Source organism: Actinoplanes sp. NPDC051859, from assembly GCF_044452725.1.
Classification (GTDB): Bacteria; Actinomycetota; Actinomycetes; order Mycobacteriales; family Micromonosporaceae; genus Actinoplanes.
Window position 1 is genome coordinate 487840 of record NZ_JBITBX010000004.1, and the last position, 24674, is coordinate 512513.

The following is a 24674-nucleotide window of genomic DNA, read 5'->3' on the forward strand; positions in this document are numbered from 1 at the left end:
GTGATCGGCCGCCGCAGTTCCTAGGTTCAACAGCGACCTAGGAATCGAGCGGGGGGACCCTCAATGAACAGGCGACCGGTCACAGTCCGGCTGGCCCGATGGAGTGCCGAACATCCCTGGCGCGCGGTGGCGCTGTGGGTGGTGTTCGTCGCGGTGTGCTTCTTCGGTGGCAACGCCGCCGGCCTGAACGAAGCCACGATGAAGGACATGGCGGTCGGCGAGGCCGGCCGCGCCGGGGTCATGATCGAGGAAGGCAAGTTCGCCGACGAGCCCGCCGTCGACAATGTCCTCATCACCGCCCGCGCCGGCACCCTCGACCGACAAGCCGCGGACAACGCCGCCAGGGCCGCCGAGACCGAGCTGCGGTCCGTCGCCGGAGTGGCGAGCGTCGGCAACCCGATCCCCGCGCGCGACGGCTCCGCGCTGCTCGTGCCGATCACCATGAGCGGCGACCCGGCAACCGCCTCCGACCGGGTGGAGCCACTGCGCGCCGCCACCGCCAAGGTGCAGGACCGCTTCCCCGGCCTGCGGGTCGAACAGGTCGGCGGACCGTCCATCGGCAAGGCCCTCGACGACACCCTCGGCGCCGACTTCAAGCGGGCCGAGTTCCTCAGTCTGCCGGTCACCCTCGCCATCCTGATCATCGCCTTCGGTGCGCTCATCGCCGCCGGCATCCCGGTCCTGCTCGCCCTGTCGTCGGTGGCCGCGGCGATGGGCCTCTCCGCCCTCGCGTCGCACCTCATTCCAGCGAACGACAACACCTCCAGCGTGATCCTGCTGATCGGCATGGCGGTCGGCGTCGACTACTCGCTTTTCTACGTACGCCGGGAGCGCGAAGAACGCGCCAAGGGCCGAGGCCACGTCGACGCGGTGGAGATCGCCGCCGAAACCTCCGGACACGCGGTAGTGGTCTCCGGCATGGCCGTCGTCATCGCCATGGCCGGCCTGTTCCTGGCCCAGGACGCCATCTTCTCCTCGCTGGCCGTCGGCTCCATCCTGGTGGTGGCGGTCGCCGTCATCGGCTCGCTGACCGTGCTGCCCGCCTTGCTCGCCAAGCTGGGGCGCTGGGTGGACCGCCCGCGGGTGCCGCTGCTGTGGCGACTCGCCGCCCGGCGTACCACCGCGGACGGCGAGGTGCGGCCCAGCAAGTTCTGGTCGGTCATCCTGCGCCCGTCACTGCGCCGACCACTGCCCACACTGGTCATCAGCGTCGGCCTGCTGCTCGCCCTGGCGCTGCCCGCGCTGGGCATGCAGCTCAAGTTCGCGGGCACCGACGACCTGCCCCGGACGACGCCCGCGATGCAGGCCTACGACCGGCTGACCGCGGCGTACCCGAGCAACGGCACCCACCACACCGTCGTCGTCCAAGCCGCGGCCGACCAGGCACCGGCGGTGCAGGCGGCGCTCACCAAGCTGGCAGCCAGCACCACCGGCAACCCGCTGTTCGCTGCCGGAGAATCCGCCGGACCGAAGATCGAAGTCTCCCCGGACCGGACCGTGACGATCCTGTCCCTGTCCACCACGTTCAGCTCCAGCAGCACCGAAGCGGCCGACTCACTCCACCAGCTCCGCGACACCCTCGCCCCCGCTGCCCTGGGCAGCTACACGTACGCGATCGGCGGCGGCGTCGCAGACAGCGAAGACTACGCGGCGCACATCTGGAAGAAGCTTCCCATCGTCGTCGGCTTCGTCCTGCTCCTCACCTTCCTGGTGATGGCGTGGACGTTCCGCTCCGTAGTGGTGGCCCTGACCTCGATCCTGCTGAACCTGCTCTCCGCCGGGGCGGCGTACGGATTCCTGGTCCTGGTCTTCCAGAACACCTGGGCGGAAGACATCCTGGGCTTCACCTCGATGGGCGCCATCGTCACCTGGCTGCCGCTGTTCCTGTTCGTCGTGCTCTTCGGCCTCTCGATGGACTACCACGTCTTCGTCGTCAGCCGCATCCGCGAAGCCGTCCTGCGCGGCGTCCCCCACCGCGAGGCGGTCGCCCAGGGCATCACCGGCTCGGCGGGCGTCGTCACCAGCGCCGCCATCGTGATGGTCGCCGTCTTCTCCATCTTCGGCACCCTGTCCACTATCGACATGAAGCAGCTCGGCGTGGGCCTGGCAGCCGCCATCCTGCTCGACGCGACGCTCATTCGCGCGGTCGTTCTGCCCTCCCTGATGACGTTGCTCGGCCCGGCCAACTGGTGGGCGCCCCGCATCCTGCGCGGCCCGGGTAAGCACTCCGCCCCCGCCCCGGCAGCCGAACCGGCCCCTGAGCTCGTCGGCGCCAAGTAGCCGTCACCCACCAGCGCCGGCCGGTTCCCGACGGGACCCGGCCGGCGCTTCTAGCATGGGGCACATGTCGATCGCGGAACTGACGGAAAGCGTGCGGGCCTTCGCGCAGGAACGGGACTGGGAACAGTTCCACACCCCCAAGAACCTGGCGATGGCGCTGGCCGGCGAAGTAGGCGAGCTCCTCGCAGAACTGCAGTGGCTCACCCCGGAACAGTCGGCCACGGTCATGGCGGACGCCGAGCTTGGTGCACGGGTCCGCGCCGAGATCGGCGACGTCACCATCTACCTCGTCCGGCTCTGCGACGTGCTCGGCATCGACCCGGTGCATGCTGCAAGGGAGAAGCTCGCCGACTCCGCCCGCCGGTACACCGTCGAGGCCGCCCGCGGCACCGCCGCGAAGATCAGCGCTGACCACCCGCCCGCGTCATAGCGAGCCCTCGCCGCTATCGCTACAGTCGACAATGTCATAAGCGGTCCGACAGGCTTCCTGCACCTGGATATGCCTCCCATCCGCACGATCGATTCGTGCTGCTCGGGGGCAATTCCTTATGTCGGCGTTCCGCGTGTCCGCGGCCGGTCTACTCCGCCTCGCCACCGAGGGCAGCCTGCCCGACCGGCTCGCCGAGCACTTGCGGATGAACGGCCACGGAGTGCATCCCGCGGAACGCACCTCTTGGTCGCGCAGCCTGCTCATCCTGGCCCAAGATCTAGCCGATGCGGGCCTTTCCCGCGTCGAGGTACTGGTGGAGTACCAACTCCCCCTCACGAGTCGACGCATCGACGTGGTGCTCGCCGGGGTCCACCCCCAGACGGGCGATGATTCCTTCGTCGTCATCGAGCTCAAGCAGTGGAGTTACGCCACCCGCTACGAAGACTCCGACACTCTGGTTGACGTCGAGCACGCCAGGGGACCGCGGTTGCATCCCGGCATCCAGGTCGGCGACTACTGCCAGTACCTCATCGACTTCCTCGGTCTGCTCGCCGATCGCAAGAACCTCGTGCGCGGAGCGGCCTACCTGCACAATGCCGTCGACCGCAACGTGGCCGAGCTGCTGGACCGGCCGGCAACCGAGCTGAGTCGCATATTCACCAAGGAACGTCGCGGTGACTTTCTCTCCTACCTGCGCGCATCGCTCGATGCGACACAGCCCGGCGCCGACGCGGCGGACCGGTTCCTGAAAAGCACCGTACGGCCGAGCCGGCACCTGCTCACCTACGCGGCTCGAGAACTCAAAGAGAGGTCCCACTTCACGCTGCTGGACGAACAGCGGGTGGCGTACGAGCTGGTGCTGCGAGCGGTCGAACGCGCCCGCGCACATGATCATAAGAGCGTCGTGGTGGTGTCCGGTGGTCCCGGCAGCGGTAAGAGTGTCATCGCGCTCAGCCTGCTCGGTGAGTTGGCCCGACAAGGCCGCACCGTGTTGCATGCCACCGGATCCAAGTCCTTCACCCAGACGCTGCGCCGATACGCGGGCAAAGGTTCCACCCGATTGAAGAACATGTTCCTCTACTTCAACAGCTTCATGACCGCTGAACGCAACGGCGTCGACGTTCTCATCTGCGACGAAGCCCATCGGATCCGCGAGAACTCGGTCAACCGGTTCACCCGCGCCGCGCAGCGCGACAATGCTCGCGCCCAACTCGAGGAGCTGCTGGCCGCGGCCCGGGTGCCCGTGTTCCTGCTCGACGAGCATCAGGTGGTCAAGCCGGGCGAGCTCGGCAACGTCGACATCATCACCGCGTACGCGCGGAAGCTGGACCTCGGCATCGATCTTGTGTCCCTGCACGACCAGTTCCGCTGCGGCGGGAGTGCGGCGTACGAACAATGGGTGCTCGACCTGCTCGGGCTGACCTCGACTGGTCCCACGGCCTGGCCCGGTGACGATCGCTTCGAGCTGCGGGTCGCGGAGACACCGGAGGAGCTGGAGGCCTTCCTGGCGGCCAAGCAGGAAGCCGGCGAGACAGCCCGGATGACGGCCGGATACTGCTGGCCGTGGAGCGACCCGCTGCCAGGCGGCACCCTCGTGCCCGACGTCCGCATCGGCACCTGGTCGCGACCCTGGAACGTCAAGAACGACCGCGCTGTTGGCGACGCCCCGGGCAGCCCCTTCTGGGCAACCGATCCTGGCGGCTTCGGCCAGGTCGGGTGCGTTTACACCGCCCAAGGCTTCGAATACGAATGGTCCGGTGTGATCATCGGTCCCGACCTGGTGGCCCGCGACGGTCGACTCGTCACTGATCGCACCGCATGCAAGGACCCTAATTTCCGCAGCCGCACGAGTGTCAGCGACGAACGAGCGGACGCCCTCATCCGCAACACCTACAAGGTGCTGATGACCCGCGGCATGCGCGGCACCGTCCTCTACGCGACCGACGCCGAAACCCGCGCCTTTCTCGCCGGCCTGGCTGCCACTCACGTTGGTCGAACACGGCCGGCGCGATAGTTCATCAGTCGCGCTCGCCGGCGGCCCGGCGCACCGGCCACTTCGTATCAGATCAATCCTTCTCGCACCGCGTACGCGACCGCGTGCGTGCGGTTGCGCAGCTGGAATCGGCTGGTGATGTCGTGCAGGACGTTCTTGACCGTGCGTTCCGAATAGCTCAGGCGCAGCGCCACCTCGCGGGTGTCCATCCCGTCGGCCACCAGGCGCAGAATCTCGCTCTCCCGGGCGGAGAGCCCGTTGGCGTCGATGCCGCGTGGCGTCAACACCCGCTGCTGGAGCCGGGTGACCTGCTTGACGAGGCGCCCGAGCACCTCGGGAGGCATCGCGGCTCCGCCGGTCGCGGTGCTGACGACGAGCTGGGCCAGGCGGTGGCCGGTCGCCTCGGCGCGCGAGGCCAGTGCCCGTACGCCCAGCTCGACGGCCGGGATCAGGGCCGAGTCCAGTTCGACCTCGGCGATGAGCACAAATCGGCGGCAGCCCAGTCGACGCACGGCCTTGAGCGCGTCGAGAGTGGAGAGGTCGAGTGTCCCGGCGGCGACCACGCCGACGGTCTCGGCGGTGATCATGGCCTCCGGCACGACCACGATGTCGCTCCGGCCGCGCAGGGCCGCGGTGATCCCGGCGGTGGAGATCGGATCGGCGGTACTGATGTAGGCCTGCGCCCGTCCCATCATGGCGGTTCCTTCGTTGGTGCAGATACTCCGACGCGGGCCGAGGTGGCGGGTTTCGCCGTCCATCCGGGCGGTCCGGCGAAGGGTGGCAGCCGGACCGGATGCCTATGGTACGGATCACAAAGGGCGCCGGACTGGAGCCGAACTGGATCGTGGTCCATCGACCATCTTCTAAGATAAATAGGCCTGAACTCAGCGAACGCTGCGACAGGATCCGGCAGTTGGGCCAGCGCACCGGCAGAACCGGCAGAACCGGCGACCCCGCCGCAACCCGGCGACCCGGCATTGAAGATCATGGTCTCCCTCCGGCGTCGCCGGCAGAACTTTGCTGGCAGCGAGGGCGGGAGACCGCCCAGCCTTGACGGGAGACGCCGGTGGCCGACCACGGCGAACGCATCCGGCTTTCCCGGCTGCGCGCGGCGCTGACCCAGGAACAGCTGGCTACTCGGGCCGGCATCAGCGTCCGGGCGGTCCGCGACATCGAGCAGGGCCGGGTTCGCAACCCCCGCACGGAATCGCTACGGCGCATCGCCACAGCGCTCGGGCCGCCCGACGGGGAAACACCGAACCGGCGACAGCCGTCCCCACTCGACTCGGACGTGCTGCGCATCGACATCCTCGGCCCGCTGCGGATCCGGGCCGGCAGCGAGCCGGTCGCGCTCGGCTCGAGGCTGCAACGGATGCTGCTCGGACTGCTCGCCCTGCACCCGGGAGCGATCGTGCCGCGGCATGAGATCGTCGACGTGCTCTGGGGCCACAACCCGCCGGACAGTTGCCTGAACCTTGTGCATACCCACGTCGCGCGGCTGCGCCGGGTGCTGGCCCGGTCGGGTGACGGTGGCGCCACCATCACCCATGTCGGTAACGGTTACCGGCTGCGCATCGAGCCCGACCGCCTGGACCTGAGCCGGGTCGCAGCCCTGCTCAGCCTCGCGGAGGACAGCGCGGGCGGCGAATCGGCAACCCTCGACCGGCTGAGCGGTGCCCTCGCTCTCTGGCGCGGTCCGGCATTGGCCGACCTGTCGCCACGGCTCAGCCAGCACCCGGCCGCGGCCGCCCTGAACCGGCGGCGGATCGCCACCGCCATCAGCTACGCCGGGCTGGCCGTCACCCTGGGCCGGCCCGACCGGGCAGTCCGCGAGCTGCACGCGGTGACCGGCCACGAACCCCTCCACGAGCAGCTCCACGCGCGGCTGATGCTGGCCCTCGCCGCCTGCGGCCAACAAGCCGAGGCGCTGGCGCTCTACCAGCAACTCCGCGACCGGCTCGCGGACCAGCTCGGTGTGGAACCCGGCGGCGAACTGCGCGACGCACAGCTGCGCATCCTGCGCCAGGACCTGCCCACCGCGACCGGCACACCCCCGGTGCACGGTGCCGTACGGCCGGCGCCACCCGCATCCCTGCCCGGCCAACGCCGACCCGCCCAGCTACCGGCCGACGTCGCCTACTTCACCGGGCGGCCCGGCGAACTGGACCTGCTCGACCGGACGCTCGAGGAGTCGACCGCGGCCGGCGGACCGGTCATCATCGTCTCCGTCACCGGCATGGCCGGCGTGGGCAAGACCGCGCTGACCGTGCACTGGGCCCACCGGGTCCGCAGCCACTTCCCCGACGGTCAGCTCTACCTCGATCTGCGCGGATACGCGACCGCCAGCCCGATCCGGGCGAGCGAAGCCCTGGCTGGCTTCCTCCGCTCACTCGGCGTCCCCGCCGAACAGGTCCCGGTCGACCCCGGTCAGGCCGCCGCCCTGTTCCGGACGATGCTCGACGGACGCCGGATGCTCATCATCCTCGACAACGCCGCCACCGCCGTGCAGGTCCGCCCGCTACTCCCCGGCACCCCCGGTTGCCTCGTCCTCGTCACCAGCCGAGACCGGCTCAGCGGGCTCGTCGCCGTCGACGGCGCCCGCCGGATCGACCTGGACGTCCTCACCGAGGACGAGGCCAGCACCCTGCTCACCCGGATCATCCCCACCGACCGGGTCGCCGCGGCCAGCGACATCGCCGACCTTGCCACGGTCTGTGCCCGCCTGCCGCTGGCACTGCGGATCGCCGCCGCCAACCTCATCGACCACCCCGGTCGGGAGATCCGATCACACACCGCCCGGCTCAGCGCCGGGAACAGACTCGCCGGTTTGCGCGTCGAAGGCGACGACCAAGCCGCCGTACGCGTCGAATTCGACCTCTCTTACGCCGCCCTGCCACCCGCAGTCCGCAGCCTCTTCCGCCTGCTCGGCCCCGCACCCTGGACAGACTTCACCGTTCCCGCCGCGGCGGCGCTCGCCGGCATCGACGAGACCACCGCCGGGCACGCACTGGACCGGCTCGCCGCCGCCCACCTCCTGCAGCAAGCGGGCACCGGCCGATACACGTTCCACGACCTGCTGCGGATCTATGCCGTCGAGCGGTCGACAGTGGAGGATCAACACACCGACCGGCACACCGCGACCCGTCGCCTGTACGCGTGGTGCCAGCAACGCGCCACCGCCGCCGGGACCGCCATCTACCCCCACATGGTGCGGCTGCCTCCCGAGCCCGGCACACCCCCGCCCACCACGTTCCCCGGCGCCACCGCGGCAATGGCCTGGCTGGAAGCCGAACACACCAACCTGCTCCGAGTCATCGCGCACGCCGCCGACGACGACGCCGATCCCGCCGCCTGGCAGATCTCCGACGCCCTCCGCGGCTACTACCAGTTCCGGCCGGACAGCGACGGATTCGCCGCCGCCACCAGTGCGCTCCGCGCTGCCCAGCTCGCCGGTGACCCCGCCGGCGAGGCCTCGGCCCGACTCGGGCTGTCCAGCCTGCACCTGCGCCGCAGCGAATACGAGGTGGCGCTCGCCCACGCCACCGAAATGATCGACGCGGCGATCCGCGCCGACTGGACCGAAGGGCTGGCGGCCGCGTACGGCACCTGCGGGCTCGCGCATCTCAAGGCCGGCCGGCTGACCGAAGCGGCGCAGCTGACCCGCCAGGCAGCCGGCATCCAGGAACACCTCGACACCCCCGTCTGCCTCAGCACCAGCCTGGCGAACCTCGGCGTCATCTATCGCGAGATGGGCCGACTCCTCGCCGCCGAACAGGTGTTCCGCCAGGGCCTGACGCTCACCCGCAGCACCGGCATGCGGATGAGCACCGGCGTCATTCTGAGCAACCTCGGCGAGGTCCAGTTCGCCCTGGGACGGCACGAACCGGCCCGGCGCAGCCTGCGGGAAGCACTGGACATCAGCCGACAGAACTGCCATCGGATGAACGAGCTGGAGACGTTGCGGCGGCTCGCGGCGGTGTGCGTACACGAAGAGGATCTGACCGCGGCGGCCGAGCTGGCCGGCACCGCACTGGAATTGGCCGAACAGGTCCGCGACCCTGCGCAGCAGGCCGCCGCCCGCAACGTCCTCGGCGCCGTCCACCTGCAGCGCGGCGACGACCGGGCTGCGGCCCGCCAGCACCGCCGGGCGCTCGATCTCGCCCGCACGACCGCCGCCAGCGCCGAGGAAGCGGCTTCGCTGATCGGACTGTCCGAGGCGCAGCGCCGGCAGGACCCCGCGGAGGCCGTCGCCCTGGCCGTGCAGGCCCGCGCAGTTGCGCGCATCGTCGGCTACCGGGTCTGGGAAGGGCACGCACTGATCGCGGCGGCCGACTCCCTGCGCGACATCGACCCGGAAGCCGCGACCCGCGCAGCCGCGGAAGCAATCTCGATCCACCGGGAGACCGGCCACAAAATCGGTCGAATCCGCGCGCTGCGCCTGCTCACCGAGAACGGCGGCGCCCGTCAGGAAAGAGCGACCCCGGCGTCTCCCCACCGAACAAGCAGGGCACGATCATGGCCGGCAGCCCCACCGTCCTGATCAACGGCAAACCGGCCGCCCGCACCGGCGACAAGGTCCCGACCTGCAACGACCCCGCTCCGGTCCCCACCAGCACGATCATCGCCGTCGACCAGGTTCTGATCGGCTGAGCCCGGCTGGGACGATGGGCCGATGATCTGGCCGGTCCTGCTCACCTCCTTTCCGCGCGACTCCGACTGGGCGGTGGGTGAGCGGGTCTCGGCCCGGGTGCGCTGGCTCGACGCCTCCGACCTGCCTGACGATGTCACGCCGGAGGGGCGGCTTGGCGAGGCCCACTTCATGGCCGTCCTGGGCACCTCGCCGGTCACGGAAGGCGTGGTTCGGCGGGTTCGGCTGGTCCAGGACCTGCATGACCGCGGCACCGAGGAGTGGGTGCGCCGGCCCGGTGAGACGCGCTTGATCGACCTGCCCGACGCCGGCCCCGGCGGACTCCGCGACGACCCGCAGCTGGACGAGGATCCGGACCTGGACTCGCTGGAGATCTTCAGTCCCGAGGAATACTTCCGGCTGGTCCGTGACCGGCTGCCCGAGCAGCAGTGGCAGGCCCGGGGCTTCCTGATCGACCTGGAGGTCAGCGCCGGCGGGTGAGGGGGCCGGGTTGGGCGGTGGGGGTTGGGTCACCCCCAGCGCCCTGCGCTGCTGACCCGCTGCGAAGAGGCCCGAACCGCGATCTGCGGTTCGGGCCACTCACGCATCCCCGTTGAAGTGGGCGTCCGCCGGCACGGGGGGAACCGGCGGACGCTGTCTGGCGTCGGAAGCGCGGACCTAAGGACGGCGGCGGCGCTCCAACTCTGCCTGCTCGACCAGCTCGGAGTAGGAATCCGCCTCGTCCAGCGCGGACCGGGCGAGCAGCTGGACGGTCCAGGGCACCGGGCAGGGGGGCGCATGGTCGGGGTCCGGGCAGAGGATTCTGGTCACCTGTTCCTTGATGGCCGCCGCCTGCTCCTCGGTGGCGTAGATGCCCAGTCGCACTTCCCAGATGTCTACGTCTTCCGGCATGCCGGGTCTCCTGCCTAGGGGGAAGGCTTCAACCGCCTTCCGGATGTCACGGGTGCGTCACCACATCCGCTTCACGTCACAGTGGCGCTTGTAGTGCCCCTGCGGGACGGGGATGTTGCGCTCGGCGTCCTGCTTGGCCGCTTCCTTGGTGTTGCCGCTGCCATCCGCGCGGTCGTAGCGAATCACATTGTTGTCGCTGATCCGGACGATCTGGCACTGCACAGTGGCATGCCAGGTCCGGAGGATGCTCAGGTCGGCGGACGCGGCCGCGTCCGAAACAGCCCCGGTCGACGCGGTGGCCGGTGCGGCCATGGCGGCCGGTGCGCTGAGGCCGGTGAATGCGAATGCGGCAACGGCGACGATGGCTGCGCGGCGCATCTTCATTTTTCCTCCTGATGTGGACGGCGTCGGATCGACTTGTTCGACGCCGCTGACGATGACAGATCCGGCCACCTATTCGCATCCGTTGGCAGGGTGACTGGCAGTTTCGTGTCAGGGGTCAGCTCTATCGTTTTCCGTACCCACCTCTGCCGTTTCCCATATTTCGAACATCGGTGGTGCCGGAGTCGGCGGCAGTCTTCTGCCACCAACTTATTCGTCTGAGAGTTGCGTGAACCTACGGCCCGCGGCCGGCTACGTACCTACCGACACCTTTCTGCGTACCGGAAAGCGAGTTCCGTGATGACCGCTGATGCAGCCCCGCACGGACGGCGGGACAATCCGTCGATCTGGACGGTGACGAGCACCGAACTGACGCGGCTACGCCGCGGCTTCATCGCCTGGTATGCGCTCCTCGCGCCGGTCGTGACCACCGTTCCGCTGTTCATGGGATCGCTGTTCGCGCCGAACGGACCTGGCGAACACACCTGGAAGATCTTCAGCACCTCCACGCTCAACCTGTGGGGAATGCTGGTGCCGATGAGTGCCGGGCTCCTGGCCGCGCTGTCCATCCGATCCGACCAGGACTCGTGGCGGCTGATGCTGTCGTACGCCGTCCCGCGTCGGCGCTACTTCACCGGCAAGGTGGCCGCGTTGTCGCTGCTCGGCTTGGTCTCCAGCACCGTGCTGTTCATCATGCTGCTGGTCGCCGCCGCAATCAACGGTCAGCTGACGCAGGCGGTGGGCCTGGCGGCCGGTGCGGCGTTCCTGCCCTGGTTGGTGGGCCTGGCGACCACCGGAATCGCGGTGCTGGTCGCGGCGGCATGGGGACTCGGCCCGAGCATTGCGGTGGGGGTGGTCGGCATGTTCGGCGGCCTGATCGTCGCGGACAAGTCGTACTGGTACGCCGTGCCGTTCAGCTGGCCCATGCGCGCCCTGCAGGCGGTGGCCGGGGTCGGCACGAACGGTATCCCCCTGTCGGCAGGCAACTCGTTCGCCGGCGGCCACACCATCCCCATGGCGGTGGCGCTCTCTGTCGTGGTCCTCGCACTGGTGCTGCTGGTCGGTGGCCGTCTGATGACTCGTAAGGAGGTCTGACCGTGCTCGCGTTGGACATCAAGAACCTGCACAAGCACTACGGTGCGCACCACGCCCTCGACGGCGTCGATCTGTCGGTGCGCGAGGGTGAGATCTACGGCCTGCTGGGCCCTAACGGCGCCGGGAAGACGACCCTGATGAAGGCGGTGCTGGGGCTGCAGCGGCCGACAAGCGGCTCCATCACCTTGTTCGGCGAACCGCACAGCCGGGAGCTGCTGGCCGGGGTCGGCGCGCTGATCGAGATGCCCGGCCTGTGGTCGCACCTGGACGCGATGACCCACCTTCGCCTACACGCGAAGCTGCGGGGCGTACCGCTGGAGCGCATCGAGACAGTCATCGAGCAGGTCCAGCTCGGTGAGGTGCGGCACCGGCGGGTGGCGAAGTACTCGCTGGGCATGCGCTGGCGGCTGGGCATCGCCATCGCGCTGCTCGCCGAGCCCCGCCTGCTGATCCTCGACGAGCCCACCAACGGTCTCGACCCGATCGGGGTACGGGAGATGCGCGGCATCATCCGCGATCTGTCCACGGCCGGCACGACGGTCCTGATCTCCAGCCACCAGTTGTCCGAGATCGCGCAGGTCTGCGACCGGGTCGGTGTCGTCGTGGCCGGCCGTACCCGGTACGAGGGCGCTCTGGCCGGGCTGGCCCTCGGCGGCGACCTGGAGGCGGGGTTCTTCCAGCTCGTCGAGACGACCGGCGCCGGAGTTCGCTGACCTCGGCAAACAACGGGCGGCGTTCAGCTGATGCTGAGCGCCGCCCGTTGTCGAGGGTCACGCTGCGGCGCGTTCCCGGCGTACGGTGCCGGCCAGGATCAGCCGAAGCTCGGTGCGCCCAATGACTCCGAAGCGGTCGTAGAGCTGGCGGACCCGGCGGTAGATGGAGCGTTCCGAGCAGTAGAAGCTCTTGGCGATCACCGACATGGTCTCGGTGCCGCACAGGAGCTTGAGCAGCGCCCGCTCCTGGGGGTCGAGGTTGTCCACCAAAGACTGGGGTCGGCTGTCCAGCGCCGGGAGCGGCTCGTTCCGCGGGTGCGGCACACGGGAGAAGGAGTGCCGTCCCGCGGTGCTGAGCACGGACCGCAGCGAATCGGCTTGTTTGTCGGCCGGCACCATGATGTTGAATACGCAGGTGGCACCATATTTGATTGCCAGGTAGGTCTGGTATCCGTTGACGTCGCTGACAATGGCGATGATCGGTGTCATACAGGCGCCCTGGCGAATCGTGTGCACGAATTCGGCCTGGAACTCGTTGGTCACCGGCACGAAGATTGGTGCGGGTGCGTCGCCGGATTCAGACAGGGACAACGGGTCAACGAATTCGAAAGCCACTTCGAGGCCGGCGAACGGTTCCTGTCCCTCGCTGATAATTCCGCGGAGCCCGTTGTGTACACGCGCCCGAACTGAGCCAGTCAACAAAACTTCCCCCGTTTTGCCAATAGTCAACCTGGAGGATCCGCGATCCTCGCACGCTTTCTTGCCAGATCCTATCGCAGATTATGAATATTTACCGGGACAAAGTCGGTGCAATGTGTGGAATCTCGCCTACCGATGTCAGCACAGTTTCATGGTCCTGGTCAGCAGCGCACCGATGCTGACGTCGCTGGCACTGCTGCCCTGCGCACGGATGTCGTCCACGCTGCGGATGCCCGCCTGTTCGGCCTTACCGTTCAACGCGTACTCCGTGCCGTCCTCGGCGACGAAGACCGCTTGAGTACCCGGGCGGCATTCGATGGTGCCGTGATCCACCGACAGCGGCCAGAGGTGGCCGAAGTTCTCCGCGGAGACCTGTTGCGCCGTGGAGCTCGGTGCCGGCAGCGGCACTGCGGGGGCGGCATCGCGCGTCCCCGCTCCGCAGCCCGTCGCCGCGAGCAATACGGCGGCGGCAACTCCGGACGCCATGATCGACCTGTTCATCAGTGGGTCTCCTGGATCTCGCGGTGGGTCTGCAGCAGCGCCACGTACCCGTCCTCCAATGTGGGTTGCACCCGGCGCGCGCCCTCTTGGGGCGGGTCGCCGACGATGCGGTACTCGGTGCCCGCGGCAGTGGTGGTGGCATTGACCACAGTGCAACCCTCGGGCGCCGGGCCGTCGGAGTGCACCAGATAGGTGCGGTCCTCGGCGGCACCGGTCAGCCCGCCGGTGCTGCCGAAGTAGACCAGCCGACCGGAGTTCAGCACCGCCACCTGAGGGCAGCTCTGCGCGACGTCGGCGAGAATGTGGGTCGACAGCAGGACGGTGCGGTCGCCGCCGAGACTGGCTAGCAGGGCCCGAAAGCGCATGCGTTCCTCGGGGTCGAGGCCACTGGTGGGCTCGTCCACGATGATCAGGCGCGGGTCGCCGAGCATCGTCTGGGCAATCCCGATCCGGCGCTTCATGCCGCCGGAATAGCGGGCGATGCGCCGATCCGCCTCGTCACCGAGCCCGACGCGGTCCAGCAGCTGGTCGATCTGCCGCCGGCGAGCACCCTTGTCGTCGATGCCCTTGAGCAGGCCGATGTAGTCGAGGAACTCTCGACCGGTCAGCCCGGCGTACAGGGGTAATTCCTGCGGCAGATAGCCGAGCATCCGCTTGACGGACGCCCGCCCGGCGGCGGCCGCGAGATCATGGCCGCCGACCGTGATTCGCCCCGTGGTGGGACGCAGGACACCGGCAAGGATTCGCATCAGCGTCGTCTTGCCAGCACCGTTGGCGCCCAGCAGGCCGATCATCCCGGTGCCGACTTCCAGGTCGACGGCGTCAAGGGCCCGGTAACCGCCCTTGTAGACCTTCGTCAGGTTCTCGATTGTGACGTTCAACGGTGTGCTCCGATCCCGGAAGTGCCGGATGTGGCCGGTCGTTGCTGACAGGTCATGACCGCCTGCCGACCAGCTGCCGGGAGAGGGCGAAGAAGATCGCCGCCAGCAGCAGAACCAGGACGATGTTGGACAGAATCGCCGGGGTGGTCACGGCCGGACCCAGCGGATCGGTACGGAACCGATGGGCCCACACCGGATCGACGTGCAGCCACCCGGCGGCCGGGTAACCGCCGGCCGGAGAGAACAACGTGCCGGTGATGGTCGGTACGGGAACCAACGACGGGGTGGCCACGGTCGCCCAGAACCAGGTGACGACCACGACGATGCGAGCGACGACGCTGGGCAGGAGCACGCCGAGCAGCGCGGCGAAGCTGGTCAGGGCAAGCGCGCCGGGCACGATCACGGTCAGCGCGGCAATCGCGGCACCGAACAGCGGTTCGAGTTCGAGAGCAGCGACACTCCACCAGGCGCTCAGAACGAACAGCAGCGCCAAGACGGGAGTGAGTACCACCAGCAGCGGCCCGATCAAGGTGCCGAGCATCCTCGTGGTGCCCCCTGCCGGGGTGGCGTCCAGCAGATCCGCAATGCCGGGCCGGCGCGCGGCAGCGAACTGATCGGTGAGGATGACGGCCACCCCGGGCGTGCCGAAGATGCTGAGCAAGAGTGCGGTGTTACCGACCCGGGCCACCGGGTCGGCGAGCCCGGACACCTTCTCTGACGACAGGATCAGGAGAAGCATCAGCAATGTCAGCGGAATCAGGGACAACCACAGTCCCTTACGGCGCAGCACCAGGCGGGTTTCGTAGCGCAGGGTGCCGGCCACCGCGGGCGGGAGCAGCGTCATGTCATTCGCCTTCCTGGTGGACGAGTGCATCACCGTCACGCAGCCGTAGCACGGTGAGAAGAACCAGACCTCCGGCGGCGATCAGCAGCGGCACCAGTTGCAGGCTTCCCGGCAGCATCCGGTCGACGATCAGCAGATGGCCCAGCCAGACCCCGAGCACCGCCGTCGAGGCGGCACTCACCGAGCGGGTCGCCGCACCCACGTACGCCGCGGTGGCGATCAGCATGACGGCAGCGGCCCACCCGTTCAGGCGCACCGACAGCAAGGCGTTGCCCGCGAGCAGCAGCGCGGCCACCAAAACCAGCCGACGCCCGACCGTGCGGACGAGCGAAACCGGCAGGCTCAGATGCAGCTCGACCAGGCGCTCGCGAGCGACGATCGCAGCCGCACACAACGCCCCAGCGAGGGGCACCAGGGCCGCACCGAGCCAGGAGATCCCCTGCGCGAGCTGGGCCGCGCACCACAGCGCGGCGGTGACCGCCAGCATGCCCATCAGCTGCCGGCTGCACCGCCGCGCGTCGTACCACCAGAGCAACCACCCGTCCATGACTGGTAGGTAGCAGCCACGGTGGAGAAGGTTCACGACTCGGCGGAATCGAGTTCCGGGAATTTCATCGCCCGCAGCGCCACCCCGATCAAGGCGACCGATGCCGCCAGTGTCCACGGTGTCGTTCCCCAGATCTGGGAGACCACCGGCTGCAGACGTTCGGCCAAGACACTGCCGGGCAGGGTGAGCACCGAGCCGGTCAGCCACATCGCCGCACCGGTCACCGCACCCCATGCAGCCGACCGCCACACCGTCACCGCTACTGCGGCCGCGCTGGCCAGCAGCGCCTGACCGAGCCAGCCGGAGACCACACCGGCCATGCCCGTGCCAGCGCCGGCGGCGGCCGCGCCGATGGAGGCGGCCACCGCCATGGCCAGGCTGCTGAGCAACGCCAGGACCAGCCGGGCGCCGAACACCGCGCTCGGGGAGACCGGGAGTGTGAACGGCAGTTCCATGCGCGGGTCACTGCGCCGGGAACACGCCACGGTGACGCTGAGCAGAATCACCAAGGTGACGACCGAAGCGAACAGCCGGTTGGCAGTCTCCGGCACGCGAGTGGCCGCGGCGATCGCCACCGCGGCGCCGAGCCCGGCAGCGGTCAGCGGCAGCAGGCTGCGCGGGATGAGCCGCCACTGCGCGGCCACCAGCGCACCGGCCAAGCGCCAGGACGTGCCGAAACTGGGTCGCACCACGGGAACCGGCTGCGCGGGCTGCCGGACCGGCAGCACCCCGCCGAGCAGGACGTCGAACGAGGGAACGCGAACCGGTCCGGTCATCTCGGCGGCGGCGGTCCGGCTGGCGACGGCCACACCGGCCCAGGCCGCGGCCTGCTGCCGGCACTGAGTGCAAGTCCGCAGATGGTCGGCAGTCACCGCGTCCGTTGCCTGACCGGGCGTTGTGAGCTGCTCAAAGGCGAGGTGAGTCATCGTTCGCCAACTCTCTCCGAGACGGTCGTCAGGGCGGCGGCCAGCCGCTTACGGGCGTGCGACATACGGCTCTTCACGGTGCCGACCGGGATGTCCAGCGCGGCACCGACCTCCTGATAGGGCAGTTCTTCGACCAGTACGAGCACCAGCACCTCCCGTAGGTGTTCGGGTAGGCCGCGGACGGCCTTGGCGAGTTGCTCGGACCGTGCCTGAGCCAGAACCTGCTCCTCCACGCCGGGCGCGGTGTCCACGGCGTCCGTGGTGTCATTGAGTTCCACTGTGGTGAGGCTGGCCTTGCGCAGCCGGTTGTGCGCCTGCCGCCGGGCAACGCCCAGGAGCCAGCTGCGCACCGGTGCGTCGCCGCGGAAGGTGGCAGCCGACTGCCACACCGCCAGCCAGCTCTCCTGCAGACACTCCTCGGCGACACCCCGGTTCTGGGTGAGTCGGCGGATGAGTCGCAGCATCACCGCGGCGTGGCGCTCGTACAGCACCCGCAGGGCGTCCTGATCGCCGCCGGCGACCGCGCTCATCAGCATCTCGTCTTGCTCCACACGATTGTGTGTAGCAGCCGGGCGCGCCGAGGTTCACGGCAGACCGGACCGACTTTCGCCGGCCTGCCCCGAAACCACCGCCGCGGCTGTCACGGGCTCTGCCGTTCCTGCCACAGTTGCGCCCGTCGATTGCCTCGGCGGCGCGATAGCTGGTCTGGTTGATCTCGACCGGGGAGCACGACGATCCGCCGGTCCCCACCACCATCCGGCCCCGCTCGGGGCCCGACCAAGGAGGACCACCTTGTCCATCGACCTGATCACCCAGCCGCAGACCGACGTCACCGTCGACGACCTGTTCGACCTGGACGTCGACGTCAACATCGAGATGACCACGGCGTCGCCGATGGTCACCAGCTGGTCGCTGTGCACCCCGGGGTGCACCAGCGAGGGCGGCGGCTCGCAGTGCAGCTTCTGCTGCTGACACACCCTTGCCGGGGGGACGGGGCCTGCCAGCCCCGGCCCCCGGCACCACCTTGTCTCTGTTCAGGTTACCGGGGGAGTGAGCTGTGTCTACCCGAGCGCTGCGTGCGTGGGACTACTTTTTGGTACGGGCGCCGCTGGCGGCGACGTCCGCCGGAACCGGCCTGGCACAGGGCACCGACCCAGCCGACGGTCGCCCGGCGTACCTGGCCGTGCTCCAGGCCGCGCATTGCGACGCCCGGCTGGTCGAGGCGCTGACCCTGGCGACTCCCACGCTGACCGCGGTGCTGGACCGGGTCGCCACCGGGCGCGCCGATTCGCTCAAGCTCACCCAGCTGCGCCGCGCGGCGCTGGCGGTGCTGCGCTACGACATCCGGATGCGCACCCGGCCCACCCCGTTCGGGCTGTTCGCCGGCGTCACCAGCGGGCGTTTCGACACGGCCGCGAAGGCCGAGTGGCGCGACGGGCACCGCTCCCGTACGCACGCCGACATGGGCTGGCTGCTGAAGCTGGTCCGGCGCTTCGAGACCGACCCGGCGATCCTGCCGCGCCTGCCGCTCCAGGCGCACCAAGCGCTGGTCCGCCGCGGTGACCGGCTCATCCTGGACATTCCGTCGACCCCGGGAGCGCTGCCCGGTGAGAGCAGCCGCACCTCGGTCTCGATCCGCAACTCGGCGGTGGTCGAGGCGGCCGTGCGTCACGCGCGGCGGCTCGTCCCGTTCACCGAACTGTCCGCCGCACTGACCGCGCAATTCCCCACCGCGCCCGCGGACCGGATCGATTCGCTCCTCATGACCTTGGTGGAGCAGGAAGTGCTGATGACCGGGCTGCGCCCGCCGATGGACGGCGGAGATCCGCTGGAACATGTCATCGCCGTGCTCGCGGATGCCGTCCCAGCCGAGCTGCGCGCGTTCAACGAACGCCGCCACGCGTACGACGCGCTTCCGGTCGGTGCCGGCCGGGCCGCGCTCCAGGAGCTGCTCGACGCCGCCGGGCGCCTGCAGGAGCACACCAATCCGCTACACATCGACCTCGCTGTCGACGCCGACGTCCGACTACCCGAGGCTGTCCGCGCCGAGGTGGAGTCCGCCGCCGGCCTGCTCTGGCGCATGTCGGCGCCACGGCTCGGTATGCGCCCACTGCGGGCGTACCACCTGCGGTTTCTCGAACGGTATGGCGCCGACCGGGTGGTTCCCCTGCTCGAGCTGCTGGACGGCAACCGATCCCTGGGCGCACCAGCGGGGTATGAGTGGCCGGCCAGTGAGGCACCCGCGGATCTGCCGGACGAACCGAACTCGGCCGCCCGCAAACGCCGGATCACCCTGTTGGCCACGGAGGCGATGCGGGAGCGTCGCCGCGAGATCGTCCTCGACCAGGACGACATCCGTGACCTGGTGTACGACGACGCCGACCCCGCGGACCTGCCGAACTCCTGCGAGCTGTACGTCCACGTGGTGGCCGCGTCCCAGGACACGTTGACCGACTCGGACTTCCGGGTCGTCCTGTCGCCCAGCCCTGGTTCGCACCACGCCGGAGCGACCATGGCGCGGTTCGCCGACCTGCTGCCCGACCGTGACCACCTGCACGGAGAGCAGCGGAACCGGCCGCAGCACATCAGCGGCGCGATCACCGCCGACTTGGCGTTCACCGCGCGGTCCAGTCGCGCGGCGAACCTGGCACATACGGCAGCGCACACCGGCCGGCGCATCGGTGTCGGGCTCCCGGACGCACCGGGGGTGCAGGAGATCGCGCTCGACGAGATCGGCATCGCCGCGACCCTCGAGCGGATGTGTGCGATCCATCTGCCGACCGGCCGGGAGATCATCCCCCAGTTGTCCAATATGGTCAGCCCGGCGGTGCAAGCGCCGAATGTCACCCGTCTGCTCTACGAGATCGGCATGGAGGGACAACGGCTATGGGAGCCGTGGAACTGGGGACCGATGGCCGACGCGCCCTACCTACCCCGGGTACGCCACGGGCGCACGGTCATCGCGGCCGCGACCTGGCGGGTCGATGCCCTGCGCGCTGCCCTCGAGGATCCGGCCCGTTGGACCGCGGCCGTGCGGGATTGGCGGCAAGCCTGGGACGTGCCGCGACGAGTCATGGTGGTCAGCACCGATCAGCGACTCGTGCTCGACCTGGCCGATCCCTGGCATGTCGAACTGTTGCGCGACGAGGTGCGCAAGGACGCCGGCCTGGTGGCGCAGGAGATCGCCGGTGAGTACGAGGGCTGGCTCGACGAGGGCATCGGCGGGCACACCGTCGAGATCGTCGTTCCGTTGTCGCGGCGTAGCGTCCCGCCAGCGCGCGCCGGCCATGTGGCAAACCTGGACCGCGATCGCACCCCGGACCCGGCCACCGGAGAATGGCTCTACTTCCAACTTTACGGATCTCGCCGCACCCAGGACGACCTGCTGCGCGAACAGATTCCGGCGCTGGTGCGGCGCGCCGCCGAACACGGCGCCGACCGGTGGTTCTTCATCCGGTACACCGATGGTCAGGGCCATCACCTGCGCATCCGGTTCCACGGCAGTCCTTCCGTACGGTGGGCGCAAGCCGGCGCCGCTGTCGGAGGTCTGCTGACGCAATGGCAGCGCGCCGGGATCGTCGGCGGCCACCGCCTCGACCAGTTCGATCCGGAACTGGAGCGCTACGGCGGCGCGCAGGCTCGGAACACCGCTGAGTTGATCTTCCAGCACGACAGCGCCGCGGCGATCGACCTGCTCCGGCTGGCAAAGGACCCGCAGTGCCCTTACACCTTGGATGAACTGGCAGTGTTCTCCACCGCCGCGTTGGCCGGGGCATTCGGTCTGCCCGCGCCCGGCGCCCGCTGGGTGCCGGAACAGTACGCCGATGATGCTGCCGCCGCGTGGCTGTCGATCACCGGATCCCGGCGGGAGCTGCCCGATTCCTTCCGCAGACGAGCCGCGTGGTGGCGGCAGCGGGTCGATCCTGCCGGCCGGTTCGCCGCGCTGACGGACGAGCCGGCTGGGCGCACCGTCCTCGAGGTTCTGCGGCAACGCGACGAAGCGGTTCGCGCCTTCGCGCAACGGCTGGACACCACCGGATCACGCACCCCGCAGGCTCGCGTCGTAGGCAGCCTGCTGCACATGACCTGCAACCGGCTGATCGGCGGGGACTCCGCTCGCGAACAGGAGATCCTCGGCATCGCCCGGGGAGCTGTGCAGGACAACCACGCCCGCAGGAGGCACACCCGATGACCGTCACCCCGCTCGACCCCACACTGCCGGTGGCCGTACTGCCCGAGGCCCAGGCCGCGGTCCAGCTGGTGGCCGAACGGCTGGCCGATCCGGATGCGGTAGCCAGGATCGCCGACGCCGACGGCAACCGCGAACCGATCTTTCAGGCCTCGATGTGGGGGCCGCTGACCCTGTCCAACGGCCTGCCCGGCATTGCGCTGCTCTACGCCGAGCTGGCCCGGGCCGACTCACGCTGGCTGTCCGTGGCGCACCGGCACGTGCAGCGAGCAGCTCAGTTGATGAGCTCCGCACCGGCGCGAGGCCTGCACGCCGGCCCCGCCTCGTTGCTCACGGCGGCGCAGAGCTGCGCCGCCGCCACCGGAACCGGCCAGTACGCGACGCTGCGCCGCAACTTGGCCGCCTGGGTGTCCACCGATCAGTTGCGCCGACTCGACGGATTCGCGGCGCGCACCGAGCCCGGGGTGCCTTGGGCGGCCTACGACGTGATCAACGGGATGTCCGGTACCGGCCGCCTGCTGCTCGACGTGGTGAACGACCCCGTCGAGGACTCGCCGGCGGCCCGACAAGCCCTGGACCGTACGCTGCGCCACCTGGTTCGGCTCAGCGAAACGATCAGGGTCGACGGAGTCGCCGTGCCCGGCTGGTGGGTGCCTTGCGACCAACAGCCGATCAAGCAGGACCAGGAGGCCTATCCGCGCGGTGATTTCAATCTGGGCCTGGCGCACGGCGCCGCCGGTCCGCTGACCCTGCTGTCGCTCGCCGCGAGCGCCGGCCACGAGGTTCCCGGGCAGCGAGACGCGGTCGCCCGGATCGCTGATTGGTTGGCCGGCTGGGCGTTGTCCGACGATGCCGGCGTCTACTGGCCGTGCCGGGTCTCCTGGGACGAGCAGGTCGCGACCGAGCCGCCCGGCGGGTCTTTCACCCGGACCGCATGGTGCTATGGCGCCCCCGGAGTCGCCAGTGCGCTGTACCTGGCAGGCGACGTCCACGACGTCGGCGCCTGGCGCCGTGCTGCCCTTGACGGACTGCACGCAGCGCTGGCCCGTCCCGAGCAGCGCTGGCATCTCGACGGGCCGACGGTCTGTCACGGCTCGGCGGGATTCGCGCAGGCCCTGTGGCGTATCGGTACGGCCTCCGGCGATCCGGTACTGCTCGCCGGAGCCGAACGGGTCGCCAGTCAGGTACTCGGCTTCCTGGACCCGCAAGCACCGTTCGGCTTCGCGCATCTGGTGCCGGACTCGCCACGCGGGTGGCAGGACGCCACCGGATACCGCGCACTGAACGTGGCGGGCGTTTTGGAGGGGGCCGCCGGGGTGGCTTGCACTCTGCTGCCGTTCGCCGGATCCGCGCCGGGCACCGACCGTGCCTGGGACCGCTGCCTGGCGCTGAGCTGATGACCGCCACGCTGCCCCAGCGGCTGCTCATCGGGGTAAGTGGGTCGGTGGCAACACTGAATCTGCCGTCCTATCTGCACGCTCTGCGCGTCGCCGGGGTCGCGCAACTGGTCGCTGTGCTGACCTACACCGCCGAGACTTTCGTACCCCCGGCCACACTGAAACTGATCTGTGACGCCGTCTACACCGAGTCCGACCACGGCCGCGGGCACGTCGCTCTGGGCCGATGGGCCGAGCAGGTCGTCGTCCTGCCCGCCACCGCCCATCTACTCGGCTGCCTTGCCCACGGCCTGGCGCCGAACTTGCTCACGACCACCCTGCTGGCTACCGAGGCCCCGATCACTCTGGTCCCCGCGATGAACGAGGTGATGTGGCGCCGCCCGACGGTGCAACGCAACGTCGACACATTGCGCAGCGACGGCCACCGGATTGTCGAGCCGCTGCCGGGCAGCACCTTCGAGGTAGCGAGTCGGTCGATCGTGGCCGGCCTGACCACGCCCCCGCCGGACGCACTGGTTCGCCTGCTGAGCGGGGTGAACGCGCCATGACCGCGGCCTTCGAGATCGACCACCTGCGCGTCACCTACGGCGAAGTGGTGGCCGTCGACGGGATCAGTCTGCGTTCTGCACCGGGGCGCATCACCGCCCTGCTCGGGCCGAACGGGGCCGGCAAGTCCAGCCTGCTGCAGGCTCTGTCCACGGCGCTGATCCCGGTTGCCGGCACCATCACGATCTTCGGACACGACGTACGCCGGCAGCCCACCCTGGCCCGGCGTCGGCTCGGGCTGGTCTTTCAGGAACGCACCTTGGACCAGGATCTCAGCGTCTGGCAGAACCTGTGGTTTCACGCCCGGCTGTTCGGCCTGTCCCGGCATGACGCCCGCCGGGCGATCACGCGGCTACTGGAGCAATTCGACCTGCAGAGCCGCGCCGGCGACACGGTCAGCGCGCTCTCCGGCGGCCTGTCCCGCCGGGTGGAGATCATCCGGGCCCTGGTGCACCGGCCCAGCCTGCTCATCCTGGACGAGCCGACGACCGCCCTCGACCCGCAGGCGCGCCGCCAGGTGTGGGACGACCTGCGGCGGCTGCGCGCCGAGACCGGCACCACCATCCTCTACTCAACGCACTACCTCGACGAGGCCGAATACGCGGACGACGTGGTGATCGTCGACGGCGGCGTGGTGGCCCGGCACGGCTCTCCGGCCGAATTGAAGGCGGGGCTCGCCTCGTCCCAGGTCCTGCTGACCACTGCCGACGACGAGCTCGCCCTGCTCGCCCTGGTCGCAGCCGGATTCGACGCCGTCCCGCATTCGGCTGGGATCGCGGTGCTCTGCGTCGACCCCGAACGTCGGATCGCCGAGGTCATCGCGGCGCTGACCGTACCCGTGCAGTCGGTGTCGGTGTCGCATCCGTCCCTGGACGACGTGTTTCTCGCCCTGAGCGCCGGCGGCGCGGAATCGAGACTGAGATGATCACGAACCCGGCGACCGCAGCCGGCGGCGAGACCACCATCGTCGCCAGCACCCGGTCGATCCTGATCATCGCTCAGCGCGACCTGACCCGCCAGGTCCGCCACCCCGGGGTGCTGGCCGCTCAGGCCGTTCAGATCCTGTTCTTCGTCCTGGTCTACGGGATCGGGTTCGGTGGCATGATCGCGCCGATCGACGGGGTGGCGTTCAGCGCCTACGTCTATCCCGGCATCATCGCGATCCAGGTGGTGACGATCGGGCTCAGCTCCGGCCTCACCTATGCCTGGGACCGCGACTTCGGGGTGCTGCGGGAGATGCTGGTCGCGCCGGTGCCCCGGATCTGCCTGCCGTTGGGCAAGGTCGCTGCCACGGTCACGCTGATGGCCGCGCAGAGCGCGGCGATGCTGGCCGTCGCTCCGCTACTCGGCCTCGACCTCAGCGCGGCCTCATTCACCGCCGGAATTCTTGTGTACGCCGGGACCGCCGCGGTATTCAGCGTCATCGGACTGCTCCTGGCTACCACGATCTCCTCGGTACAGACCCTGCAGGCCGCGATCCAGATGGGTATGTACCCGCTGCTGTTCCTGTCCGGCTCGGTGTTCAACCCCGGTCAGGTGCCGGCCTGGCTGGCTGTCGCGATGGCGGCGAACCCCATGTCGTACGCCGTGGACCTTGCCCGCCACACCCTGCTCGCCGCGGCGACGGGACACCCGGTGTGGTTGGACCTCCTCGTCCTGGGTGGACTGTTGACTACCGCGTTCGCCATTCTGCGTGCCCGGGTCGGGAGCTGA

The 24674-nt window shown here is 69.5% G+C and carries 24 protein-coding genes; 14 read left to right on the forward strand and 10 right to left on the reverse strand.

The window, feature by feature from the left end:
* Positions 1-63: 63 nt before the first annotated feature.
* The 3 genes from ACIA1L_RS13195 to ACIA1L_RS13205 all read left to right on the forward strand — a co-directional run bounded on the left by ACIA1L_RS13195 (position 64) and on the right by ACIA1L_RS13205 (position 4724).
* On the forward strand, positions 64-2280 hold the full coding sequence (locus tag ACIA1L_RS13195) for an MMPL family transporter (protein ID WP_396072884.1): 2217 nt from the start codon (positions 64-66) through the stop codon (positions 2278-2280).
* A 64-nt stretch (positions 2281-2344) separates the two neighbouring features.
* The gene (locus ACIA1L_RS13200; protein ID WP_396072885.1) at positions 2345-2710 is read left to right on the forward strand and encodes a nucleotide pyrophosphohydrolase; all 366 of its coding nucleotides are present in this window, start codon (positions 2345-2347) and stop codon (positions 2708-2710) included.
* 118 nt (positions 2711-2828) lie between these two features.
* Positions 2829-4724 (forward strand): DNA/RNA helicase domain-containing protein, encoded by a 1896-nt coding sequence (locus tag ACIA1L_RS13205; protein ID WP_396072886.1) that lies wholly within the window; start codon positions 2829-2831, stop codon positions 4722-4724.
* A 47-nt stretch (positions 4725-4771) separates the two neighbouring features.
* Here ACIA1L_RS13205 and ACIA1L_RS13210 read toward each other — a convergent pair whose 3' ends face one another.
* On the reverse strand, positions 4772-5398 hold the full coding sequence (locus ACIA1L_RS13210; RefSeq protein WP_396072887.1) for a LuxR C-terminal-related transcriptional regulator: 627 nt from the start codon (positions 5396-5398) through the stop codon (positions 4772-4774).
* A 371-nt stretch (positions 5399-5769) separates the two neighbouring features.
* On the opposite strand from ACIA1L_RS13210, the gene ACIA1L_RS13215 reads away from it, so the two are divergent.
* The 3 genes from ACIA1L_RS13215 to ACIA1L_RS13225 are packed head-to-tail and all read left to right on the forward strand — an operon-like array spanning position 5770 to position 9831.
* A complete protein-coding gene (locus ACIA1L_RS13215) occupies positions 5770-9243 on the forward strand; it encodes a BTAD domain-containing putative transcriptional regulator (protein ID WP_396072888.1) in 3474 nt (1157 codons plus the stop codon).
* Positions 9219-9353, forward strand: coding sequence for a PAAR domain-containing protein (locus ACIA1L_RS13220; protein WP_396072889.1), 135 nt, complete (start codon positions 9219-9221; stop codon positions 9351-9353). The genes ACIA1L_RS13215 and ACIA1L_RS13220 overlap by 25 nt, the downstream gene beginning before the upstream one ends.
* Before the next feature lie 22 nt (positions 9354-9375).
* Positions 9376-9831, forward strand: a complete 456-nt coding sequence (locus ACIA1L_RS13225; protein ID WP_396072890.1) for a hypothetical protein — start codon at positions 9376-9378, stop codon at positions 9829-9831.
* 177 nt (positions 9832-10008) lie between these two features.
* Here the strand turns inward: ACIA1L_RS13225 and ACIA1L_RS13230 are convergent, their stop codons facing one another.
* Both ACIA1L_RS13230 and ACIA1L_RS13235 read right to left on the reverse strand, forming a co-directional pair.
* Positions 10009-10242: a hypothetical protein gene (locus ACIA1L_RS13230; RefSeq protein ID WP_396072891.1), complete on the reverse strand. Its 234-nt coding sequence runs from the start codon at positions 10240-10242 to the stop codon at positions 10009-10011.
* Between the two features lie 57 nt (positions 10243-10299).
* Entirely contained in the window at positions 10300-10626 is a 327-nt protein-coding gene (locus tag ACIA1L_RS13235; protein ID WP_396072892.1) for a hypothetical protein, read from the reverse strand.
* Positions 10627-10923: 297 nt separating this feature from the next.
* Here ACIA1L_RS13235 and ACIA1L_RS13240 point away from each other — a divergent pair, with 297 nt between their 5' ends.
* Entirely contained in the window at positions 10924-11718 is a 795-nt protein-coding gene (locus tag ACIA1L_RS13240; protein ID WP_396072893.1) for an ABC transporter permease, read from the forward strand.
* A 2-nt stretch (positions 11719-11720) separates the two neighbouring features.
* Positions 11721-12431 (forward strand): ABC transporter ATP-binding protein, encoded by a 711-nt coding sequence (locus ACIA1L_RS13245; RefSeq protein WP_396072894.1) that lies wholly within the window; start codon positions 11721-11723, stop codon positions 12429-12431.
* Between the two features lie 57 nt (positions 12432-12488).
* Here ACIA1L_RS13245 and ACIA1L_RS13250 read toward each other — a convergent pair whose 3' ends face one another.
* The 7 genes from ACIA1L_RS13250 to ACIA1L_RS13280 form a co-directional block, all read right to left on the reverse strand.
* On the reverse strand, positions 12489-12974 hold the full coding sequence (locus ACIA1L_RS13250; protein WP_396072895.1) for a hypothetical protein: 486 nt from the start codon (positions 12972-12974) through the stop codon (positions 12489-12491).
* 294 nt (positions 12975-13268) lie between these two features.
* Positions 13269-13631, reverse strand: coding sequence for a DUF2511 domain-containing protein (locus ACIA1L_RS13255; protein WP_396072896.1), 363 nt, complete (start codon positions 13629-13631; stop codon positions 13269-13271).
* Positions 13631-14512 carry an ABC transporter ATP-binding protein gene (locus ACIA1L_RS13260; protein ID WP_396072897.1) on the reverse strand — a complete coding sequence of 294 codons (882 nt, stop codon included), beginning with the start codon at positions 14510-14512 and terminating at the stop codon, positions 13631-13633. Before ACIA1L_RS13260 ends, ACIA1L_RS13255 begins: the two co-directional genes overlap by 1 nt.
* Before the next feature lie 52 nt (positions 14513-14564).
* Positions 14565-15356 carry a hypothetical protein gene (locus tag ACIA1L_RS13265; RefSeq protein ID WP_396072898.1) on the reverse strand — a complete coding sequence of 264 codons (792 nt, stop codon included), beginning with the start codon at positions 15354-15356 and terminating at the stop codon, positions 14565-14567.
* 1 nt (position 15357) lies between these two features.
* Entirely contained in the window at positions 15358-15903 is a 546-nt protein-coding gene (locus tag ACIA1L_RS13270; RefSeq protein ID WP_396072899.1) for a hypothetical protein, read from the reverse strand.
* Between the two features lie 32 nt (positions 15904-15935).
* Positions 15936-16829 (reverse strand): hypothetical protein, encoded by an 894-nt coding sequence (locus ACIA1L_RS13275; RefSeq protein ID WP_396072900.1) that lies wholly within the window; start codon positions 16827-16829, stop codon positions 15936-15938.
* Positions 16826-17380 (reverse strand): RNA polymerase sigma factor, encoded by a 555-nt coding sequence (locus tag ACIA1L_RS13280; RefSeq protein WP_396072901.1) that lies wholly within the window; start codon positions 17378-17380, stop codon positions 16826-16828. Before ACIA1L_RS13280 ends, ACIA1L_RS13275 begins: the two co-directional genes overlap by 4 nt.
* A 241-nt stretch (positions 17381-17621) precedes the next feature.
* On the opposite strand from ACIA1L_RS13280, the gene ACIA1L_RS13285 reads away from it, so the two are divergent.
* The 6 genes from ACIA1L_RS13285 (at position 17622) to ACIA1L_RS13310 (ending at position 24674) form a co-directional block, all read left to right on the forward strand.
* A complete protein-coding gene (locus ACIA1L_RS13285) occupies positions 17622-17801 on the forward strand; it encodes a gallidermin/nisin family lantibiotic (protein ID WP_396072902.1) in 180 nt (59 codons plus the stop codon).
* An 85-nt stretch (positions 17802-17886) separates the two neighbouring features.
* Positions 17887-21021, forward strand: coding sequence for a lantibiotic dehydratase (locus ACIA1L_RS13290; RefSeq protein WP_396072903.1), 3135 nt, complete (start codon positions 17887-17889; stop codon positions 21019-21021).
* Positions 21018-22415 carry a lanthionine synthetase C family protein gene (locus ACIA1L_RS13295; protein ID WP_396072904.1) on the forward strand — a complete coding sequence of 466 codons (1398 nt, stop codon included), beginning with the start codon at positions 21018-21020 and terminating at the stop codon, positions 22413-22415. Before ACIA1L_RS13290 ends, ACIA1L_RS13295 begins: the two co-directional genes overlap by 4 nt.
* Entirely contained in the window at positions 22415-22963 is a 549-nt protein-coding gene (locus ACIA1L_RS13300; RefSeq protein ID WP_396072905.1) for a flavoprotein, read from the forward strand. The genes ACIA1L_RS13295 and ACIA1L_RS13300 overlap by 1 nt, the downstream gene beginning before the upstream one ends.
* A complete protein-coding gene (locus ACIA1L_RS13305; protein WP_396072906.1) occupies positions 22960-23886 on the forward strand; it encodes an ATP-binding cassette domain-containing protein in 927 nt (308 codons plus the stop codon). Before ACIA1L_RS13300 ends, ACIA1L_RS13305 begins: the two co-directional genes overlap by 4 nt.
* Positions 23883-24674: an ABC transporter permease gene (locus tag ACIA1L_RS13310; protein ID WP_396072907.1), complete on the forward strand. Its 792-nt coding sequence runs from the start codon at positions 23883-23885 to the stop codon at positions 24672-24674. The genes ACIA1L_RS13305 and ACIA1L_RS13310 overlap by 4 nt, the downstream gene beginning before the upstream one ends.

Excerpts from the sequence above, each read along its gene's own strand:
- ACIA1L_RS13195 (WP_396072884.1), top strand. The coding sequence starts at position 64 with ATGAACAGGCGACCGGTCACAGTCCGGCTGGCCCGATGGAGTGCCGAA.
- ACIA1L_RS13200 (WP_396072885.1), top strand. The coding sequence starts at position 2,345 with ATGTCGATCGCGGAACTGACGGAAAGCGTGCGGGCCTTCGCGCAGGAA.
- ACIA1L_RS13205 (WP_396072886.1), top strand. The coding sequence starts at position 2,829 with ATGTCGGCGTTCCGCGTGTCCGCGGCCGGTCTACTCCGCCTCGCCACC.
- ACIA1L_RS13210 (WP_396072887.1), bottom strand. The coding sequence starts at position 5,398 with ATGATGGGACGGGCGCAGGCCTACATCAGTACCGCCGATCCGATCTCC.
- ACIA1L_RS13220 (WP_396072889.1), top strand. The coding sequence starts at position 9,219 with ATGGCCGGCAGCCCCACCGTCCTGATCAACGGCAAACCGGCCGCCCGC.
- ACIA1L_RS13225 (WP_396072890.1), top strand. The coding sequence starts at position 9,376 with ATGATCTGGCCGGTCCTGCTCACCTCCTTTCCGCGCGACTCCGACTGG.
- ACIA1L_RS13230 (WP_396072891.1), bottom strand. The coding sequence starts at position 10,242 with ATGCCGGAAGACGTAGACATCTGGGAAGTGCGACTGGGCATCTACGCC.
- ACIA1L_RS13235 (WP_396072892.1), bottom strand. The coding sequence starts at position 10,626 with ATGAAGATGCGCCGCGCAGCCATCGTCGCCGTTGCCGCATTCGCATTC.
- ACIA1L_RS13240 (WP_396072893.1), top strand. The coding sequence starts at position 10,924 with ATGACCGCTGATGCAGCCCCGCACGGACGGCGGGACAATCCGTCGATC.
- ACIA1L_RS13255 (WP_396072896.1), bottom strand. The coding sequence starts at position 13,631 with ATGAACAGGTCGATCATGGCGTCCGGAGTTGCCGCCGCCGTATTGCTC.
- ACIA1L_RS13265 (WP_396072898.1), bottom strand. The coding sequence starts at position 15,356 with ATGACGCTGCTCCCGCCCGCGGTGGCCGGCACCCTGCGCTACGAAACC.
- ACIA1L_RS13270 (WP_396072899.1), bottom strand. The coding sequence starts at position 15,903 with ATGGACGGGTGGTTGCTCTGGTGGTACGACGCGCGGCGGTGCAGCCGG.
- ACIA1L_RS13275 (WP_396072900.1), bottom strand. The coding sequence starts at position 16,829 with ATGACTCACCTCGCCTTTGAGCAGCTCACAACGCCCGGTCAGGCAACG.
- ACIA1L_RS13295 (WP_396072904.1), top strand. The coding sequence starts at position 21,018 with ATGACCGTCACCCCGCTCGACCCCACACTGCCGGTGGCCGTACTGCCC.
- ACIA1L_RS13300 (WP_396072905.1), top strand. The coding sequence starts at position 22,415 with ATGACCGCCACGCTGCCCCAGCGGCTGCTCATCGGGGTAAGTGGGTCG.
- ACIA1L_RS13305 (WP_396072906.1), top strand. The coding sequence starts at position 22,960 with ATGACCGCGGCCTTCGAGATCGACCACCTGCGCGTCACCTACGGCGAA.
- ACIA1L_RS13310 (WP_396072907.1), top strand. The coding sequence starts at position 23,883 with ATGATCACGAACCCGGCGACCGCAGCCGGCGGCGAGACCACCATCGTC.